This is a genomic window from Marinimicrobium sp. C6131 (assembly GCF_026153455.1).
In the GTDB taxonomy this organism is placed as follows: Bacteria; Pseudomonadota; Gammaproteobacteria; order Pseudomonadales; family Cellvibrionaceae; genus Marinimicrobium.
This window is the reverse complement of record NZ_CP110629.1, coordinates 2536406-2551663: the sequence shown is the minus strand read 5'-3', so window position 1 is coordinate 2551663 and position 15258 is coordinate 2536406. Positions and strand designations below refer to the sequence as shown.

Below are 15258 nucleotides of genomic sequence, written 5' to 3'. Positions count from 1 at the left end.
GAATCAGTTGATGTCGAAATCGCTGCGCCGCAGCATTTCCGCGTGGCTCAGAGAGCGGTCGATCTGCTGTACATCGGCGGGGGTCAACATACCGGCGACCTGACGCAGCTCAAAGCTGTTGATGATGTAGTCGTACAGCGCGTTCTGGTAATCCCGCTCGGCCTGGTACACCGCGCGCTGGGCGAGCAGTACTTCCACCAGGTTCCGGGTACCCACTTCGTAGCCGGACTGGGTGGCTTCCAGAGCGCTCTGGGCGGAGACAATGGCCTGTTGCCGTGCCTTGACCTGGGCTACGCCGGTTTCCACCGACAGGTGCAGGGCGCGGGCCGACTGGATCACGGTGCGTTCGGTCCGATTCTGCTCGGCGCGGGCCTGCAGGTACTGGGCGTTCGCCTGGCGGCGCTCGGCAGAGGTGCGTCCACCGGAAAACAGCGGTACGTTCAGGCTGAGCATGATGCTGCTGCCTTCCGTTTCGGTGTCACTCTGGATGCTGCCGATCTGGCCACCAAAGTACTGGGACCCCTCGGTGGCGGTATCGCTGTAGGTCGCCGAGGCGCCCAGGGTGGGCAAGTGTTGTGACTTGGCGGCCTTGGCGGTCTGCTCGGAGGCTCGGGTGTTGAGTTGGGCAGCCTTGAGGACGTAGTTGTTTTTCAGCGCGAATTCAACCCACGCGTGACGATCAGCGGGCGTAGGGCTCACCACCGGGAAGTCCTCCTCCAAAGGAGCGATAGCATCGTGTGGCTGACCGGTCAGCACCTCCAGCGCTTCATAGGCAATGCCCAGGTTGCCCTGCGCCTGCAAAGCCGCGGCGGCGGCACTGTCGTAAACGGATTGGGCTTCATGGACTTCGGTAATGGCGGTCAGCCCCACTTCGTAGCGCTGGCGGGTTTGTTCAAGCTGTTGCTCCAGGGCCTTTTCTTCGGCAAGAGCCGTTTCCAGGTTTTCTGCTGCACGCAACACGTTGAAGTAGGCTTCAGCAACACGGACGATCAGCGCCTGCTGGTCAGCGCCAAACTGCACTTCCGCCAGCTCGCTCAGGGTGCCACCGCGCTGGTAGTTGTACCAGGCGGCCATGTTGAACAGCGGCTGATTCAGGGAAATTTCCCAGCCGGAGTTTTCCCGCTCCGTCTCCTGGGTCACGTCTTCCATGTTGTCGGTGGTGTCCTGATTGCTGTCGGAGTAGTACACCCGGGCATCAATCTGCGGCAACAGGCCGGCGCGGCCGAGGGTTCGGTTTTCCAGTCCCGCCTCGTAGGCGGCTTCGTCGGCTTTCAACTGCGCGTCGTTTTCCAGCGCCAGTTCATAAATGTCCAACAGCGAGTTGGCGCTGGCCGTAAAGGGCACCAGGGCCATCAGACCGAGAAACCAGAGGGATCGGGTTGTTTTCATGTGAGTTCCTGTCCGTTGCAATCCAGAGTTGGGGCACCGTCGAATGGTAGGCAGTCTGCGAGTTTACTCACTCGGCTGCGGCAGGTCGAGCCTGTGCATGAATGAAGTTGTAAAAAAGGGTAAAACGTGTAAACCGGGTTCATCTGTGAGCGCTCTGGGTACGCTCGCTTTACAGTCGTGGATGACTCGCCTAGACTGTCACGCATTCGTCGGGGTGCCCGCCTTGAAAGGCCGGCTGAGATCTTACCCGTAGAACCTGATCCGGTTAATACCGGCGTAGGGAACGAAAGCGCAACAGCCTCTCTGGTGCCTGCCACCATTGTTTTATCTCCTCTTGGCTTATAGCTGACGTTTCCCGCGCCACTGTCTTCGGGAGTGGAACGCGTGAACGATTTCTTGACCTCATCCAGGCCCGCTGGTCCGCCAGTGGCTCTTACCATTGCCGGAAGCGACAGCGGCGGCGGTGCGGGCATACAGGCCGACCTGAAAACGTTTGCCGCCCTTGGCGTTTACGGTTGCAGTGCGCTGACTGCGCTGACCGCCCAGAATACCCGGGGCGTGCAGGCCATCCAGGTAATACCTTCGACGTTCGTCAGCCAACAGTTGGATTCAGTGCTGACGGATTTTTCCGTGCGTGCCATAAAAACCGGCATGCTCGCCGACGCTGCGACTTTACGTGCGGTGGTGGCGGGGTTGGCGCGCGGTTGCAACGCGCCGGTGGTGGTTGATCCGGTGATGGTGGCGACCAGCGGTGATCGTCTGCTGAGTCTCGAGGCCGAAGCCCTGCTGCGGGAGCAACTGCTGCCTCGCGCGGACCTGCTCACTCCCAATCTCCCGGAAGCGGCCGCCTTGCTGGGCGAGGCACCAGCGTCTGATCCGGCCAGCCAATGGCGCCAGGCCGAGCGCTTACTGGCGCTTGGTCCCAAGGCCGTGCTGCTCAAAGGCGGCCACGGCGGCGGCCCGCTCGCCCAGGACTTGCTGCTGGGAGCGGATTTTTCCGAGGTGTTCAGCCGGCCACGGCTCGATACGCGCAATACCCATGGTTCCGGTTGCACCCTCTCGGCCGCCATTGCTGCCCACCTTGCGATGGGGTTCAACCTGACCGACTCGGTCGGCGCCGCCAAAGATTACGTCCACCGGGCCCTCGTCAGCGCCGCTGACTGGCGGCTCGGCCAGGGGGCGGGACCGCTGGATCACGGGATTCCGTCTCCAGACCGCTTTCACCAGAGCTCCTCCGGGTCGGTGTCTCGCGCCACCCGCTCCACCCCTTTCAACCCGCATCAAGGAGAATCCCAGCTATGAGCCATTCGTCCAATCGTTCACCGTTGAGCCACTCGGCCCAGGTGGATCCTCACTCCGTTGCGCCCCTGCCTGGCTCCAGTAAAGTGTATGTTCAGGGCTCTCGCCCTGACCTGCGGGTGCCCATGCGGGAGATTCACCTGAGTCAAACCGCCACGGAATTTGGCGGAGAAGCCAACCCCAGTGTGCGGGTATACGACACCTCCGGCCCCTACTCGGACCCGGAAGCGCGCATTGATCTGCGCCGCGGTCTGCCCGGCTTGCGCAGCCTGTGGATTGAAGAGCGAGGCGATACCGAGGTGTTGCCGCAGGCCAGTGCCCGTTATACCCAGGCACGCCTGACGGATCCCGGGCTGGAAGCGCTGCGCTTTGATCTGCATCGGCCGCCGCGTCGCGCCAAGGCCGGGGCCAATGTTACCCAGATGCACTACGCCCGACGCGGCATCATCACGCCGGAGATGGAATACATCGCCATCCGGGAAAACATGGCGCTGGCCCAGGCGCGTGAACGAGGGGAGGTACAGCACCCCGGGCAGTCCTTTGGCGCCGATATTCCCGATGAAATTACCCCGGAATTTGTCCGCTCGGAAGTGGCTCGGGGGCGGGCCATCATCCCGTGCAATATCAACCACCCCGAGTCCGAGCCGATGATCATCGGCCGCAATTTTCTGGTGAAGATCAACGGCAATATCGGTAATTCCGCGCTGGGGTCCTCCATCGAGGAAGAGGTGGCCAAACTCACCTGGGGCACCCGCTGGGGCGCGGATACCGTGATGGACCTGTCGACCGGCAAGCACATTCACGAAACCCGCGAGTGGATCCTGCGCAACTCCCCCGTGCCCATTGGCACCGTGCCGATTTATCAGGCGCTCGAGAAGGTGGATGGCGTGGCCGAGGACCTGACCTGGGAGGTGTTCCGGGATACCCTGATCGAGCAGGCCGAGCAGGGCGTGGATTACTTCACCATTCACGCCGGCGTGCTGCTGCGCTATGTGCCGCTGACCGCCAAACGGGTGACCGGCATTGTCTCGCGCGGTGGCTCGATCATGGCCAAGTGGTGCCTGGCCCATCATCAGGAAAACTTCCTGTACTCCCATTTCGATGATATCTGCGAGATCATGAAGGCCTATGACGTCGCCTTCTCGCTGGGCGACGGCCTGCGTCCGGGTTCGGTGGCCGATGCCAATGACGAGGCCCAGTTCGGTGAGCTGGAAACCCTGGGAGAGTTGACCCATCGCGCCTGGGAGCACGACGTCCAGGTAATGGTGGAGGGCCCCGGCCATGTGCCCATGCAGATGATCAAGGAAAACATGGACAAGCAGCTCGAGGTCTGCGGCGAAGCTCCGTTCTACACCCTGGGGCCCCTGACCACCGACATCGCACCGGGCTACGATCACATCACCTCGGGTATCGGCGCCGCCATGATCGGCTGGTATGGCTGCGCCATGCTCTGCTACGTCACCCCAAAAGAGCACCTCGGGCTGCCCAACAAGGACGATGTCAAAACCGGCATCATCACCTACAAAATCGCCGCCCACGCGGCGGACCTGGCCAAGGGCCATCCGGGCGCCCAACTGCGCGACAACGCCCTGTCCAAAGCGCGTTTTGAGTTCCGCTGGGAGGACCAGTTCAACCTGGGGCTGGATCCGGACACCGCCCGCGCCTTTCACGATGAAACCCTGCCCAAGGAGTCGGCCAAGGTGGCTCACTTCTGCTCGATGTGCGGCCCCAAGTTCTGTTCCATGAAAATCTCCCAGGAGGTGCGGGATTACGCGGCGGCACAGGGCAATGAGGTCACCGAGGAGGCCGTCCGGCTGGTGGATGTGGAGGCCGAGATGCAGGCCAAAGCCCGGGAGTTCCGCGAGCAGGGCGCGGAGTTGTATCAGAAGGTTTGAGAGCAGGGTACCCGGCATCGCGCCCTCCGGGGTGGCGTCATCCGCCGTTCCGAACCTCTCTACCCCATCAAAAGGTGGCCGAATGGTATCGGGCTACGTAGTATAGAAGCCTGAATTCACTGCAAAGGGCACGGTGTGCGGTGCTTTATTTCGGAACCCTTGCTTCAGGGATGAAGCGAGGGAGCTCCAGGGATGGATTCATCGCGTTTCCGAAATAAAGCACCGCATGCCGGGCCCGTTGGCTCTACGAAGCTCTTACCACTCGTGACCAAAAGGCCCACCATGACCCACTGGCAAAAACCCCCTTTCACCCGTGACGACGTCCAGATCACCCAGCGGGAAACCCTCTACAAAGACTTCTTCCGGGTCGACAAAGTCACCCTCAAACACCGACTTTTTCAGGGCGGCTGGACGGGAGAGCTCTCCCGGGAACTGTTCCTGCGTGGCCCCGCCGTCGGGGTCCTGCTCTACGACCCCAACCACGACACCGTCGGCCTCATCGAACAGTTTCGCGCGGGCGCCCTGGCCGAACCCGGTGGCCCCTGGTGCATGGAAATCGTTGCCGGCATGATCGAAGACGGCGAAACCTGCGAAGATGTTGCCCGCAGGGAGTCCATCGAGGAAGCCGGTGTCGAGCCCTACCATATGGAATATATCGCCAACTACCTGCCCAGCCCCGGCGGCAGCGATGAAAAAATGCACATCCTCTGCGGCCTGGCGGATCTCAGTCAGGCTGGTGGTATTCACGGGCTGGACGAAGAGCACGAAGACATCAAGGTCCACGTACTGGCCGCTTCGGAGGTGTTCGCCCACCTGTATGAGGGACGCTTTAACAGCGCCGCGGTATTGCTGTGTCTGCAGTGGTTGCAGCTCAACCACGCCCGGCTGAAGCAAGGCTGAATCGATAAACTCTGGTAGACTGGGCGTTAGATCCTTTGCGGCGGGCTTGTCGATCCGCCGCCCCACCCATGATTGTGTCAGGGTGCATCGCCTCTCAGCGATGCGCTTCAGGGGCTTTTATTGTGGGTGTCGGCAGAGCCGTCAAGGTAGTAGAGGACCGTCAAGGTAGCAGAAAACTCAAACTCACTCGGAGACCGACCGGGCATGGTCAAAAGCCGTTACAAAGTGAACCTGTCGCGCCAGCTGGCGGAGTGCGAGGCCAACTACTGGCGTCTGCGCAAGCTGTTGCCCGAGGACTCGCTCACGCCGGGTGCGCAGTGGCAGTTCGCGGTGGTCAGCGGCGAGCGGCACTGGCAGACACGCGTGACGGTCATTGAGTGCTCCCGCTACACCACGACCGTCCAGTTGAATCAGGTCCAGGCGGATGAGCCGGGAGCGGAGTGGTTGCGCGCGCCGCAATTGACGGTCCGCCTCTACCAGGATGCCGAGCTGGCGGAGGTTCTGGCCTGGGAGCGGCATCGCCGTTTGCAGCCGCGCTACGAGTACCCCAACCAGGCCATGTATCACCAGGACGAAAAAGCCCAGTTGAACCGGTTTCTGGGGGAATGGCTGGGCTTATGCCTGGAGAAGGGCCACTCTCTGGAAACGGTCTGGTAGAAGATCACATTTTTCTGATAAATGTTCCGACACCGGTCGCATGCGTCTTGCACCGCCTCCCACTTGTGGTTATTCTCGAAAAAACTTCAGCCATTCGGCGGCGCTTGAATCTACTCCCGTCTAGTGGCCAGAAGCAGAATCAACCGGATTATCGAGACGTTCGTGCGCCTGATTCAAATTACCGACTGCCATTTGGGCCCGCTGTCTGACCCCTCGCTATTGGGGTTGAACACCGACCAGAGCCTGGACGATGTGTTGCGCCTGGTAGCCCGGGAGCAGACGTCCGTGGATGCCATGGTGTGTACCGGCGATATTGCCAGTGATGCCCACGAAGAATGCTACGGGCGCTTTGTGACCACGGTTCGCAATCACTTTTCTGTTCCCCTTGGATGGTTGCCCGGCAACCACGATTCAGCGGCCATCATGGCCCAGTTGGAAAGCGAGTTTGTGCCCGAGTCCCGGGTCATGAGTGTCGGGGAGTGGTTGGTGGTTCTGCTCGATTCCGCCGTGCCGGGACAGGTATACGGCCACCTGGCGGACAGCGAGCTCGATTTCCTGTCCCAGACTCTCGCCAGTAACAGCCCCCGCCCAACCCTCGTCATGCTGCACCACCAGCCCGTGCCGGTAGGCAGTCGCTGGATTGATGAATACATCCTCAAAAATGCCGATGATTTCTTCGCCATCATTGATGCGCACCCGCAGGTGAAGGGTGTCTCCTGGGGGCATGTGCACCAGTTCTATCACGGCGAGCGCAACGGGGTGCAACTGTTTGCCACGCCGGCCACCTGTATCCAGTTCAAGCCGGGCAGTGAGTCGTTTGCCGTGGATCGGGCCATGCCCGGTTACCGCTGGTTTGACCTGCACGACGATGGCCGCCTGGACACTGGGGTATCCCGGGTAGAGGACCAAAAGTACCAGATCGACTATCAGTCGGCCGGCTATTGATGGTGGCGGTTTGGGCTTGTCCGCGCCTCGTCTGATTTATATCCACGGTTTTCTCAGCTCGCCGGCCTCCTTCAAGGCGCGGCAGATGCAGGCCTGGCTGGCCGAGCATCGCCCCGACATCGACTACCGTTGTCCGCACCTTCCTCCTTACCCCCGCCTGGCGGCCGAGCAACTGGCGAACCTGGCTGATACCGATGGCCCCCTGTACCTGATGGGCAGCTCCCTGGGCGGCTTCTGGGCCACCTGGCTGGTCGAGCGATACGCTGCCCGTGCGGTACTGATTAACCCGGCGGTCAGCCCCTGGCAATTCATGCCGGATTATCTGGAGGTTGACCTCAAGGGCTATCACACCGATGATACCTACCGCCTGAGCGCCCATCATGTGGATGAAATCCGGGCCTATGAGGTCGAGCCGCTGAACCACCCCGAGAATCTGTGGCTGTTGGTTCAGACCGGGGATGAAACCCTGGATTACCGACAGGCGGTGGCCAAATACCAGGGTGCGAGACAGACGATCGAGCCCGGCGGCGACCACGGTTTTCAGGGCTTCGAGCGGTATATCCCCGAAGCGATGGCGTTTCTCGAAGGGCGGTAACGGCGGATGCGACGTCTTCAAAGCCGTGACCCAAGGCAGCACAACCGAATCCAACAACAAGACCGACGACAGAGTTAATACCCCGATATGGCGAACTACTCCTCGGAAGATATTGAAGTACTCACCGGGCTAGACCCCGTCAAAAAGCGCCCGGGCATGTACACCGACACCACCCGGCCCAACCACCTGGCCCAGGAAGTGATCGACAACAGTGTCGACGAAGCCCTGGCAGGGTATGCGAAAAGCATTCAGGTGGTGCTGCACAAAGATCATTCAATCTCCATCTCGGACGACGGTCGAGGGATGCCGGTGGATATGCACCCGGAGCAGGGTAAGCCCGGGGTCGAAGTCATTCTTTGCACCCTGCACGCAGGGGGCAAGTTCTCTAACAAGAATTACCAGTTCTCCGGCGGTTTGCACGGGGTGGGCGTGTCGGTGGTGAACGCGCTATCCCAGATGCTGGAAATCACCATCAAGCGTGATGGTCAGGTGCATCGCATGGGGTTCAAGGATGGTGACAAAGCCACCGATCTGGAAGTAATCGATACCTGCGGCAAACGCAATACCGGCACCAGCATCCGCTTTCTGCCCAACCCGAAGTATTTCGACTCGCACAAATTTTCGGTCAGCCGCCTGCGCCACAATCTGCGCGCCAAGGCCGTACTCTGCCCGGGGCTGACGGTCACCTTCAAAGACGAGCAGTCCGGCGAAACCGATGAGTGGTTCTACGAAGACGGTCTGCGGGACTACCTGCAGGGCGCTACCCAGGGCTGGGAAACCCTGCCTGAGCAGCCCTTTGTCGGCGAGTTCTCCGGTAAAACCGAGGGCGTCAGCTGGGCGGTCCAGTGGCTGCCGGAAGGGGGCGAACTGGTTCAGGAAAGTTACGTGAACCTGATTCCCACCGCCCAGGGCGGCACCCATGTGAACGGTCTGCGCACCGGTCTGCTCGATGCGTTGCGCGATTACTGCGAGTTTCGCAACCTGCTTCCCCGCGGCGTCAAGTTGGCCCCGGAGGATGTCTGGGCCAACTGCAGCTATGTGCTCTCCTCCAAATTGGCCGACCCGCAGTTCTCCGGTCAGACCAAAGAGCGGTTGTCGTCCCGCGAGGCGGCGGCGTTTGTCTCCGGTATTGCCAAAGACGCCTTTGCCCTGTGGCTGAATCAGCACACCGAAGACGGCGACAAACTCGCTGAGCTGTGCATTAACAATGCCCAGCGCCGGGTGCGTTCGAGCAAGAAAGTCGCCCGTAAAAAAGTCACTCAGGGGCCGGCACTGCCGGGAAAACTGGCGGATTGCTCCAGCTCTGACCCGTCGCGCAGTGAGCTGTTTCTGGTGGAGGGGGACTCCGCGGGCGGCTCCGCGAAACAGGCGCGTGATCGTGAGTTTCAGGCGATCATGCCGCTGCGCGGGAAAATTCTGAACACCTGGGAGGTCGATGCCGGGGATATTTTCTCCAACCAGGAAGTACACGATATTTCCGTGGCTCTGGGGGTCGACCCCGGCGCGGCGGATCTGAGCCAGTTGCGCTACCACAAAATCTGCATTCTCGCCGACGCCGACTCCGACGGCCTGCACATTGCGACGCTGCTGTGTGCGCTGTTTGTCCAGCACTTCCGCCCGCTGGTGGAAAACGGCCATGTGTTTGTCGCCATGCCGCCGCTGTACCGTATCGATGTGGGCAAGGAGGTGTACTACGCGCTGGATGAGAGTGAAAAGAACGGCGTGCTCGACCGCATTGAGGCGGAAAAAAAGAAGGGCAAGGTGAACGTGCAGCGCTTCAAGGGCCTCGGTGAAATGAACCCCCTGCAGCTACGCGAAACCACCATGGCCCGCGATACCCGGCGGCTGGTTCAGTTGGGTATCGACGATATCGAAGGCACGATGCAGATCATGGACATGCTGCTCGGCAAAAAACGCGCTTCGGATCGCCGCGTCTGGCTTGAAAGCAAAGGCAACCTGGCGGATATCGCGGTTTAGTACAGAGAAGGTTCACCCTCGGGGCGGGTTTTGAAGCGCCGGTGTACCCACATGTATTGCTCCGGGCAGGCGCGTACTCTTTCCTCGATAAACTGATTGATCCGCCGGGCATCCGCCGTCTCATCGCCTGAGGGTAACTCCGTCAGCGGCGGGTACACCTTCACGTCATACCCCGAACCGTCCGCCCGGCGGTGATGGGTGAAAGGAATCAGTTGCGCCCGGCCCATGCGTAGCAACTGCGAGGTGGCGGTAATTGTTGCCGCCGGTACACCAAAAAATGGTACAAACACGTGCGGGCGACGGTCGCCGTAATCCTGATCGGGGGCGTACCATACCGCCCGGCCCTGGCGCAGTCGGCGTACCATATGCCGCATATCTTCCCGCGCAATGGCAATTCCGCCTTGGCTGAAGCGCTCCCGACCGTGGCGCTGGATCAGATCGTACACCGGGTTATTGTGGGGCCGGTACAGACCGTCAATGGAATGGTTCAAACACACCAGTTTGGCTCCCAGGTCCAGGTGGGTGAAGTGCATCGCCATAAACACTACCCCCTGGCCCGAGGCCTGGGCAGCTTGCAAGTGTTCCAGCCCTTCCACGCTGTGGCATAAAGACATCAAACGTCGACGTGGCCAGAACCAGGCGATACCGGTTTCGAGCAGTGCTATCGCTGTGGACTCAATGTTGCGTCGGGCCAAGTTGGTCCGTTCCGGCTCAGCCATGTCCGGAAAACACAGTGAAAGGTTGCGCAACGCGGTACGCCGCCGACCTTTGGCCAAGCGCCAGACGAGTTTCCCTAGCCCTCTTCCCATGGCCATCTGCACCCGGTAGGGCAACTGGGCAATCAGCCACCACAGGCCAAAGCCGACCCAGGTCAGCCAGTAGCGAGGGTGAAACAGTTGGCGGGAGACACGCGGCATTTCGATAAATCCTCAGACACACAGAAAAGGCGCTATTCTACCGTGTATGATGGCGCGGGGGGTGCCTGTGAACTATGTTAATATAGACGCCACATTTGAAGTTTTACCGGGAGTAAGAGGACGGCCCTTGTCCCATCATCAGTCATTGCGAGAGGCGCTGCGCGCGGCCACTCGTGCGGAGCATAAGGCACTCGAGGCCCAACCGCTCATGCAGCGACTGCTCTCCCCGGAACTCACCCTCATCGAATACGGTCAGATCCTGCGGGCTCAGCGGGCATACTACCGTGCCCTGGAACCGGCGCTAATGCCCCTCGAGCAGCAACTTCGAGCGCGTTTTCCCGAGGTGGGCTATCGTTACCAGTCTCGCCTGGCGTCACTGGATCAGGACTGCCGCGTGCTGCAATTGCCGGATGATCACGATATCCGCACGGGCGCGAGTTGGCGGCCTCCGCTAGACTCTACGGAGGAGGCGCTCGGCGTGCTGTATGTGCTGGAAGGTGCCAGCCAAGGGGGGCGGGTCATCGCCAGGGCATTGAACCGTTCCCTGGGTCTGGAGAGCGGTAATGGCGCCGACTTTTTTCATTGCCATGTTACCCAGGACGGGTGGGCCCGCCTTTGCCCCTGGCTGGAATCCATTCCTCTGGATGCGACATGGCATTGCGCGCTGACCGGCGCCAAGGCAACCTTTAACGGGCTGAAGGCCCATTTTGATCATTGGCAGAGGCAACTGAGTGACCGCTGAAACCCCGAAGTGTTTTGCGGACGAGCTTCAGGCAGCGCAGGAAGAGTGCGCGCGCGAGCCCATCCATATTCCCGGCGCCGTGCAGAGCTTCGGAGTGCTGCTGAGCTTTGATTCGTCAATTCGGCGGGTCTGGCAGGTTAGCGCCAATGTTCGCCAGCACCTGGGGTTGACGGTGGACGAGTGCCTCGGGGCCAGTGCCGCGGGCATTCTGGGCAGCAGCCTGCTGGGCAGGATCCGGCGCGGGCTGGCCAATTCCGATCGTCTCCCGGGAGCGATGACCGTCACCCGCAAGTTGGCTGGCATCAGCCGTAAGCTGCACGTGGTCGCCTACCGCAGCGGCGATGCGGTGATCGTGGAGCTTGAACAACTGGAAGGTTCGGCGCGCTATCGCTGGTTGTCCCTGGTCAACGACTGGATTGCCAAGCTGGTGGAAACCCGCACCGAGGATGAGGTCCTCAATCGGTTGTGCGATGCCGTCCGGTCCATTACCGGCTACAACCGCTCGCTGATTTACGCGTTTGATGACGACTGGAATGGCAAGGTGCTTGCCGAGAGCCGCGATGAGGTGCTGTCTTCCCTGATGGGGCAACACTTCCCTGCGTCCGATATCCCGCCCCAGGTTCGCGCCATGTACGGCAACAATCGCATTCGCGTCATTGCCGATGCTCAGGCTGAGGCCGCCCCGCTCGTGCCGGCGATGAATCCGGCCAACGGCAGCCCGCTGGATCTGAGCCAGGGCTATTTGCGAGCGGTATCACCGATTCACTGCGATTACATGCACAACATGGGGGTCCGATCGTCCCTGTCGGTCTCGATCTATTCCGACTCCCGGCTCTGGGGGTTGGTCAGTTGCCACAGTAAAGAGCCCCTTGTCCTGTCTCCGTCGGCGCGTGACAGTGTGGCCACTTTGGTTGAAGTGGCCAGTCAGCGCCTGTTTCTGCTCAAAGCCGAGGCTAACGCCCACTACCGTCAGCAGATTCATGATAATCGGGTTCAGCTCGCCCACGGGGTGCAGGAGCGCCACGCCCCGCGAGATTTGGTGCAACAGCACGCCGAGCACTGGCGGCAACTGTTTCGGGTGGAAGGAATTGCGCTGGTGTACCTTGGCGAGATCACCCGTTCCGGCAAAACCCCTGACGAAGATCAGGTGCGCGAGCTGACCAATTGGCTGGACGCTGAGCTCAAAGAGCCGGAGCCCTGGACCACCACTTCGCTCAGTGCCTCGGGCTACCCCGGGGCAGAAGCGATAGAGAGCTGTTGCTGCGGACTGCTGGCCATGCCCTTGCTGATTGATATGGATGCCCGGGGCTGGCTACTGATGTTTCGTCCCGAGCAGTTTGAAATGATTCCCTGGGCGGGCAAACCCGAGAAGTTCGCCGAAGTGCGCGATGGGCGCACGGTTCTGTCGCCGAGAACGTCCTTTGCCGCCTGGGTTGAAGAGGTCAGCGGCAAGAGCTCGCCCTGGCACCCGGCGGAAATCAATGCCGCCCGAGATCTGGGGGATGACCTGGCGGTGATCGCCGCCGCTCACGAAATTACCCGCCTGAATGAGTATTTGCGGCGGGAACGTAAAGCGCTCGCGGAGGCGAATCAGCACCTGGAGAAAGTGGCCAATACCGACTCCCTGACCGGCACCCTGAACCGTTATCGGATTGAGCATCTGGTACAGATGAGTATGGCCAACGCTGAGCGTTACGCTCAGCCGTTTTCCCTGCTACTGTTCGACCTTGATCACTTCAAGCAGATTAACGACACCTATGGCCACGATGTCGGTGACCGGATCCTGAAAACCCTGGTCAATTCGTTGACCGACGGACTGCGCGAGGGCGACCAGTTGGGTCGCTGGGGCGGCGAGGAGTTTCTGGTGCTCGCCGCCAATACCGTGTTGGACGATGCGGCGATTTTCGCCGAGCGGCTGCGTGGGCTGGTGCTCGCCACCGAATTCGGTCTGGACGAGCCGGTCACCATCAGTATCGGCGTGGCCGAGTGGGGCAAGGGCGATACCATAAAATCCCTGCTGGTGCGCGCGGACCGGGCCATGTACGAAGCCAAACACTCCGGGCGCAACCGGGTCTGTCTCGGGCGCATCGATCAATAGTGTCCCGGCCTCGCCTCCCCCGGAATGGCCCGAAATGATAATATGGCCTCCTCATTTGTCAGGTTTGGAGAACAGCGTTTGAAAGTCTCTGTCATCATGACCACCTACAACTCGCCGGTGTGGTTGGAAAAGGTCCTGTGGGGGTACAGCGTACAGACCCATAAGGATTTCGAGATCGTGATTGGCGACGACGGTTCAACGGATGAAACCCGCGAGGTGATCGAGCGGGTAAAAGCCCAGACCGGGCTGGGGATTCGGCACATCTGGCAGGAAGACAAGGGCTTTCGCAAATGCCGGATCCTGAATAAATGTATTCTCGAGGCGGATTCAGACTATCTGGTATTCACCGATGGGGATTGCATCCCCCGGCGCGACTTTCTGGCCGTACATGTGGCGGAAGCCCGCCCCGGAACCTACCTGTCGGGGGGCTACCACAAGCTGCCCATGGCCACCAGCGAGCAGATCACCAAAGACGACATCATCAGCGGGCGCTGTTTTGATCTGGGGTGGCTAAAAGCACACGGACTAAAACGCAGTCACAAGAACCTGAAGCTGACCGCGACTCCCGGGCAGGCGAAACTGCTCAACCGGATTACCCCCACCGCCTGTAATTTCAAGGGCTCCAATGGCTCGGTCTGGAAGCGCGATGCGCTGGCCGTCAATGGCTTTGATGAGCGTATGCCCTGGGGCGGGCTGGATCGTGAGTTCGGGGTGCGCCTGATCAATTCCGGGATTCGTCCCAAACACGTTCGCTACAACGCGATTGTGATCCACCTGGACCACCCTCGCGGTTACAAGGACCCGGACAAAGTGGCGGCCAACAAAGCGTTGCGAGTCCGCAGTGAAAAAGAGAAGCTGACGCGCACCGAGCATGGCATTGAGCAGTTGTCTCAAACCGATTGAAGCCGCTTGTCACTGACGAGGCGTGATTGCTGATCCGTCTACTTTTTTCCGAAGTGCCGGAAGAAAAACAGCTCGATGCTGTTGAGGTGTTTCAGCCACCGCTGCCCTGATAGCGGGGTATACCGCCAGGGAGTGGGTGGCGCCTCTGCGTCACACGCCAGATAATCCTCCGCAATGGGCAGTTCGCCCGCCGGTCGGTTCAGGAACGCTTCGCTCTGTTGCTCGGACCAGATCCGATACGGATAAAACCCACACTGAATTTTCGCCTCGGCGCGCTTGAGTGCCCAGGTCTTCCGCTTGCCTCGATAAGCGGGCACATTGGGCAGCCACATCGCGAAGGGTGAATACAGGTAGGGCATGGGCCCGAACAGGCGGCTGGCCTGTCGATCGTTATCCGGCTCGGAGGACTGGAACTGCCAGCCCGACTTGAGCAGGCGTGCCGGCGAAGTGATGAGCAGGTCCGAGTAATGTACGCCCGCGCTTTGCCCTCGATTCTCCCGATATAGCAGCTCGGTCGATTGATCGTCGGTAGATTTGAAGGGTCGACGATTCTTTGCCGAGGCGCGCAGAAAGCAGGGCTGGACGAAACCCAGCGTGGGAGTTTCGGCAAACAGCCGTCGTAGTGAATCGATTTCCCGATCCAGAATCGGGCGCACCACCTGGGTGTCGTCCTGTAAAAAGCACACCAGCGGTTCATCTCGCAAGATCTCAATGGCGCTCTGCATGTTGTGGTACAGGCCACCGTGCTTGGTCGAGCCGGCCTTGTCGGGTGTGACCACCCGGTGCGCTTTCTCTATCTCCTTCAACACGGCCAGGGTTTCCGCATCTGAGCTATCGTCGTCAAACACCAGAATCCGGGCGTCGGGCCGGCACTGCTCAATGGAGCGTACGCAGTTGCGCAGAAACGGGCCCCGGTTGAAGGAAAAGATACAGAAAATCAT

General features: G+C 60.6%; 13 protein-coding genes and 1 riboswitch. Of the genes, 10 read left to right on the top strand and 3 right to left on the bottom strand.

Annotation, left to right across the window (positions count from 1 at the left end; all coding sequences use genetic code 11):
• Positions 1–3: 3 nt before the first annotated feature.
• Entirely contained in the window at positions 4–1389 is a 1386-nt protein-coding gene (locus OOT55_RS11045) for a TolC family outer membrane protein (protein ID WP_265365927.1), read from the bottom strand.
• Between the two features lie 200 nt (positions 1390–1589).
• Positions 1590–1689: riboswitch (TPP riboswitch) on the top strand.
• 84 nt (positions 1690–1773) lie between these two features.
• On the opposite strand from OOT55_RS11045, the gene thiD reads away from it, so the two are divergent.
• From thiD to parE, 7 genes are all read left to right on the top strand, one after another.
• Positions 1774–2691, top strand: coding sequence for a bifunctional hydroxymethylpyrimidine kinase/phosphomethylpyrimidine kinase (gene thiD / locus OOT55_RS11040; protein ID WP_265365926.1), 918 nt, complete (start codon positions 1774–1776; stop codon positions 2689–2691).
• Positions 2688–4583, top strand: coding sequence for a phosphomethylpyrimidine synthase ThiC (gene thiC, locus OOT55_RS11035; RefSeq protein ID WP_265365925.1), 1896 nt, complete (start codon positions 2688–2690; stop codon positions 4581–4583). Before thiD ends, thiC begins: the two co-directional genes overlap by 4 nt.
• 282 nt (positions 4584–4865) lie before the next feature.
• Positions 4866–5483: an NUDIX domain-containing protein gene (locus OOT55_RS11030; protein ID WP_265365924.1), complete on the top strand. Its 618-nt coding sequence runs from the start codon at positions 4866–4868 to the stop codon at positions 5481–5483.
• A 204-nt stretch (positions 5484–5687) separates the two neighbouring features.
• On the top strand, positions 5688–6140 hold the full coding sequence (locus OOT55_RS11025) for a DUF1249 domain-containing protein (protein WP_123638296.1): 453 nt from the start codon (positions 5688–5690) through the stop codon (positions 6138–6140).
• A gap of 162 nt (positions 6141–6302) precedes the next feature.
• Entirely contained in the window at positions 6303–7085 is a 783-nt protein-coding gene (gene cpdA, locus OOT55_RS11020) for a 3',5'-cyclic-AMP phosphodiesterase (RefSeq protein ID WP_265365923.1), read from the top strand.
• A gap of 16 nt (positions 7086–7101) precedes the next feature.
• Positions 7102–7680, top strand: coding sequence for a YqiA/YcfP family alpha/beta fold hydrolase (locus OOT55_RS11015; RefSeq protein WP_265365922.1), 579 nt, complete (start codon positions 7102–7104; stop codon positions 7678–7680).
• 87 nt (positions 7681–7767) lie between these two features.
• The gene (gene parE, locus OOT55_RS11010; protein ID WP_265365921.1) at positions 7768–9657 is read left to right on the top strand and encodes a DNA topoisomerase IV subunit B; all 1890 of its coding nucleotides are present in this window, start codon (positions 7768–7770) and stop codon (positions 9655–9657) included.
• Here the strand turns inward: parE and lpxL are convergent.
• A complete protein-coding gene (lpxL, locus tag OOT55_RS11005; protein WP_265365920.1) occupies positions 9654–10574 on the bottom strand; it encodes an LpxL/LpxP family Kdo(2)-lipid IV(A) lauroyl/palmitoleoyl acyltransferase in 921 nt (306 codons plus the stop codon). The genes parE and lpxL overlap by 4 nt on opposite strands.
• 127 nt (positions 10575–10701) lie before the next feature.
• Here lpxL and OOT55_RS11000 point away from each other — a divergent pair, with 127 nt between their 5' ends.
• From OOT55_RS11000 to OOT55_RS10990, 3 genes are all read left to right on the top strand, one after another.
• Complete coding sequence (locus tag OOT55_RS11000; protein ID WP_265365919.1) at positions 10702–11316, top strand: biliverdin-producing heme oxygenase; 615 nt, start codon at positions 10702–10704, stop codon at positions 11314–11316.
• On the top strand, positions 11306–13414 hold the full coding sequence (locus OOT55_RS10995) for a sensor domain-containing diguanylate cyclase (RefSeq protein WP_265365918.1): 2109 nt from the start codon (positions 11306–11308) through the stop codon (positions 13412–13414). The genes OOT55_RS11000 and OOT55_RS10995 overlap by 11 nt, the downstream gene beginning before the upstream one ends.
• A 78-nt stretch (positions 13415–13492) precedes the next feature.
• Positions 13493–14317 carry a glycosyltransferase family 2 protein gene (locus OOT55_RS10990; protein ID WP_265365917.1) on the top strand — a complete coding sequence of 275 codons (825 nt, stop codon included), beginning with the start codon at positions 13493–13495 and terminating at the stop codon, positions 14315–14317.
• Positions 14318–14355: 38 nt separating this feature from the next.
• Here the strand turns inward: OOT55_RS10990 and OOT55_RS10985 are convergent, their stop codons facing one another.
• Positions 14356–15258, bottom strand: coding sequence for a glycosyltransferase family 2 protein (locus tag OOT55_RS10985; protein ID WP_265365916.1), 903 nt, complete (start codon positions 15256–15258; stop codon positions 14356–14358).

Excerpts from the sequence above, each read along its gene's own strand:
- OOT55_RS11045 (WP_265365927.1), bottom strand. The coding sequence starts at position 1,389 with ATGAAAACAACCCGATCCCTCTGGTTTCTCGGTCTGATGGCCCTGGTG.
- lpxL (WP_265365920.1), bottom strand. The coding sequence starts at position 10,574 with ATGCCGCGTGTCTCCCGCCAACTGTTTCACCCTCGCTACTGGCTGACC.
- parE (WP_265365921.1), top strand. The coding sequence starts at position 7,768 with ATGGCGAACTACTCCTCGGAAGATATTGAAGTACTCACCGGGCTAGAC.
- OOT55_RS11030 (WP_265365924.1), top strand. The coding sequence starts at position 4,866 with ATGACCCACTGGCAAAAACCCCCTTTCACCCGTGACGACGTCCAGATC.
- OOT55_RS10985 (WP_265365916.1), bottom strand. The coding sequence starts at position 15,258 with ATGATTTTCTGTATCTTTTCCTTCAACCGGGGCCCGTTTCTGCGCAAC.
- OOT55_RS11025 (WP_123638296.1), top strand. The coding sequence starts at position 5,688 with ATGGTCAAAAGCCGTTACAAAGTGAACCTGTCGCGCCAGCTGGCGGAG.
- thiC (WP_265365925.1), top strand. The coding sequence starts at position 2,688 with ATGAGCCATTCGTCCAATCGTTCACCGTTGAGCCACTCGGCCCAGGTG.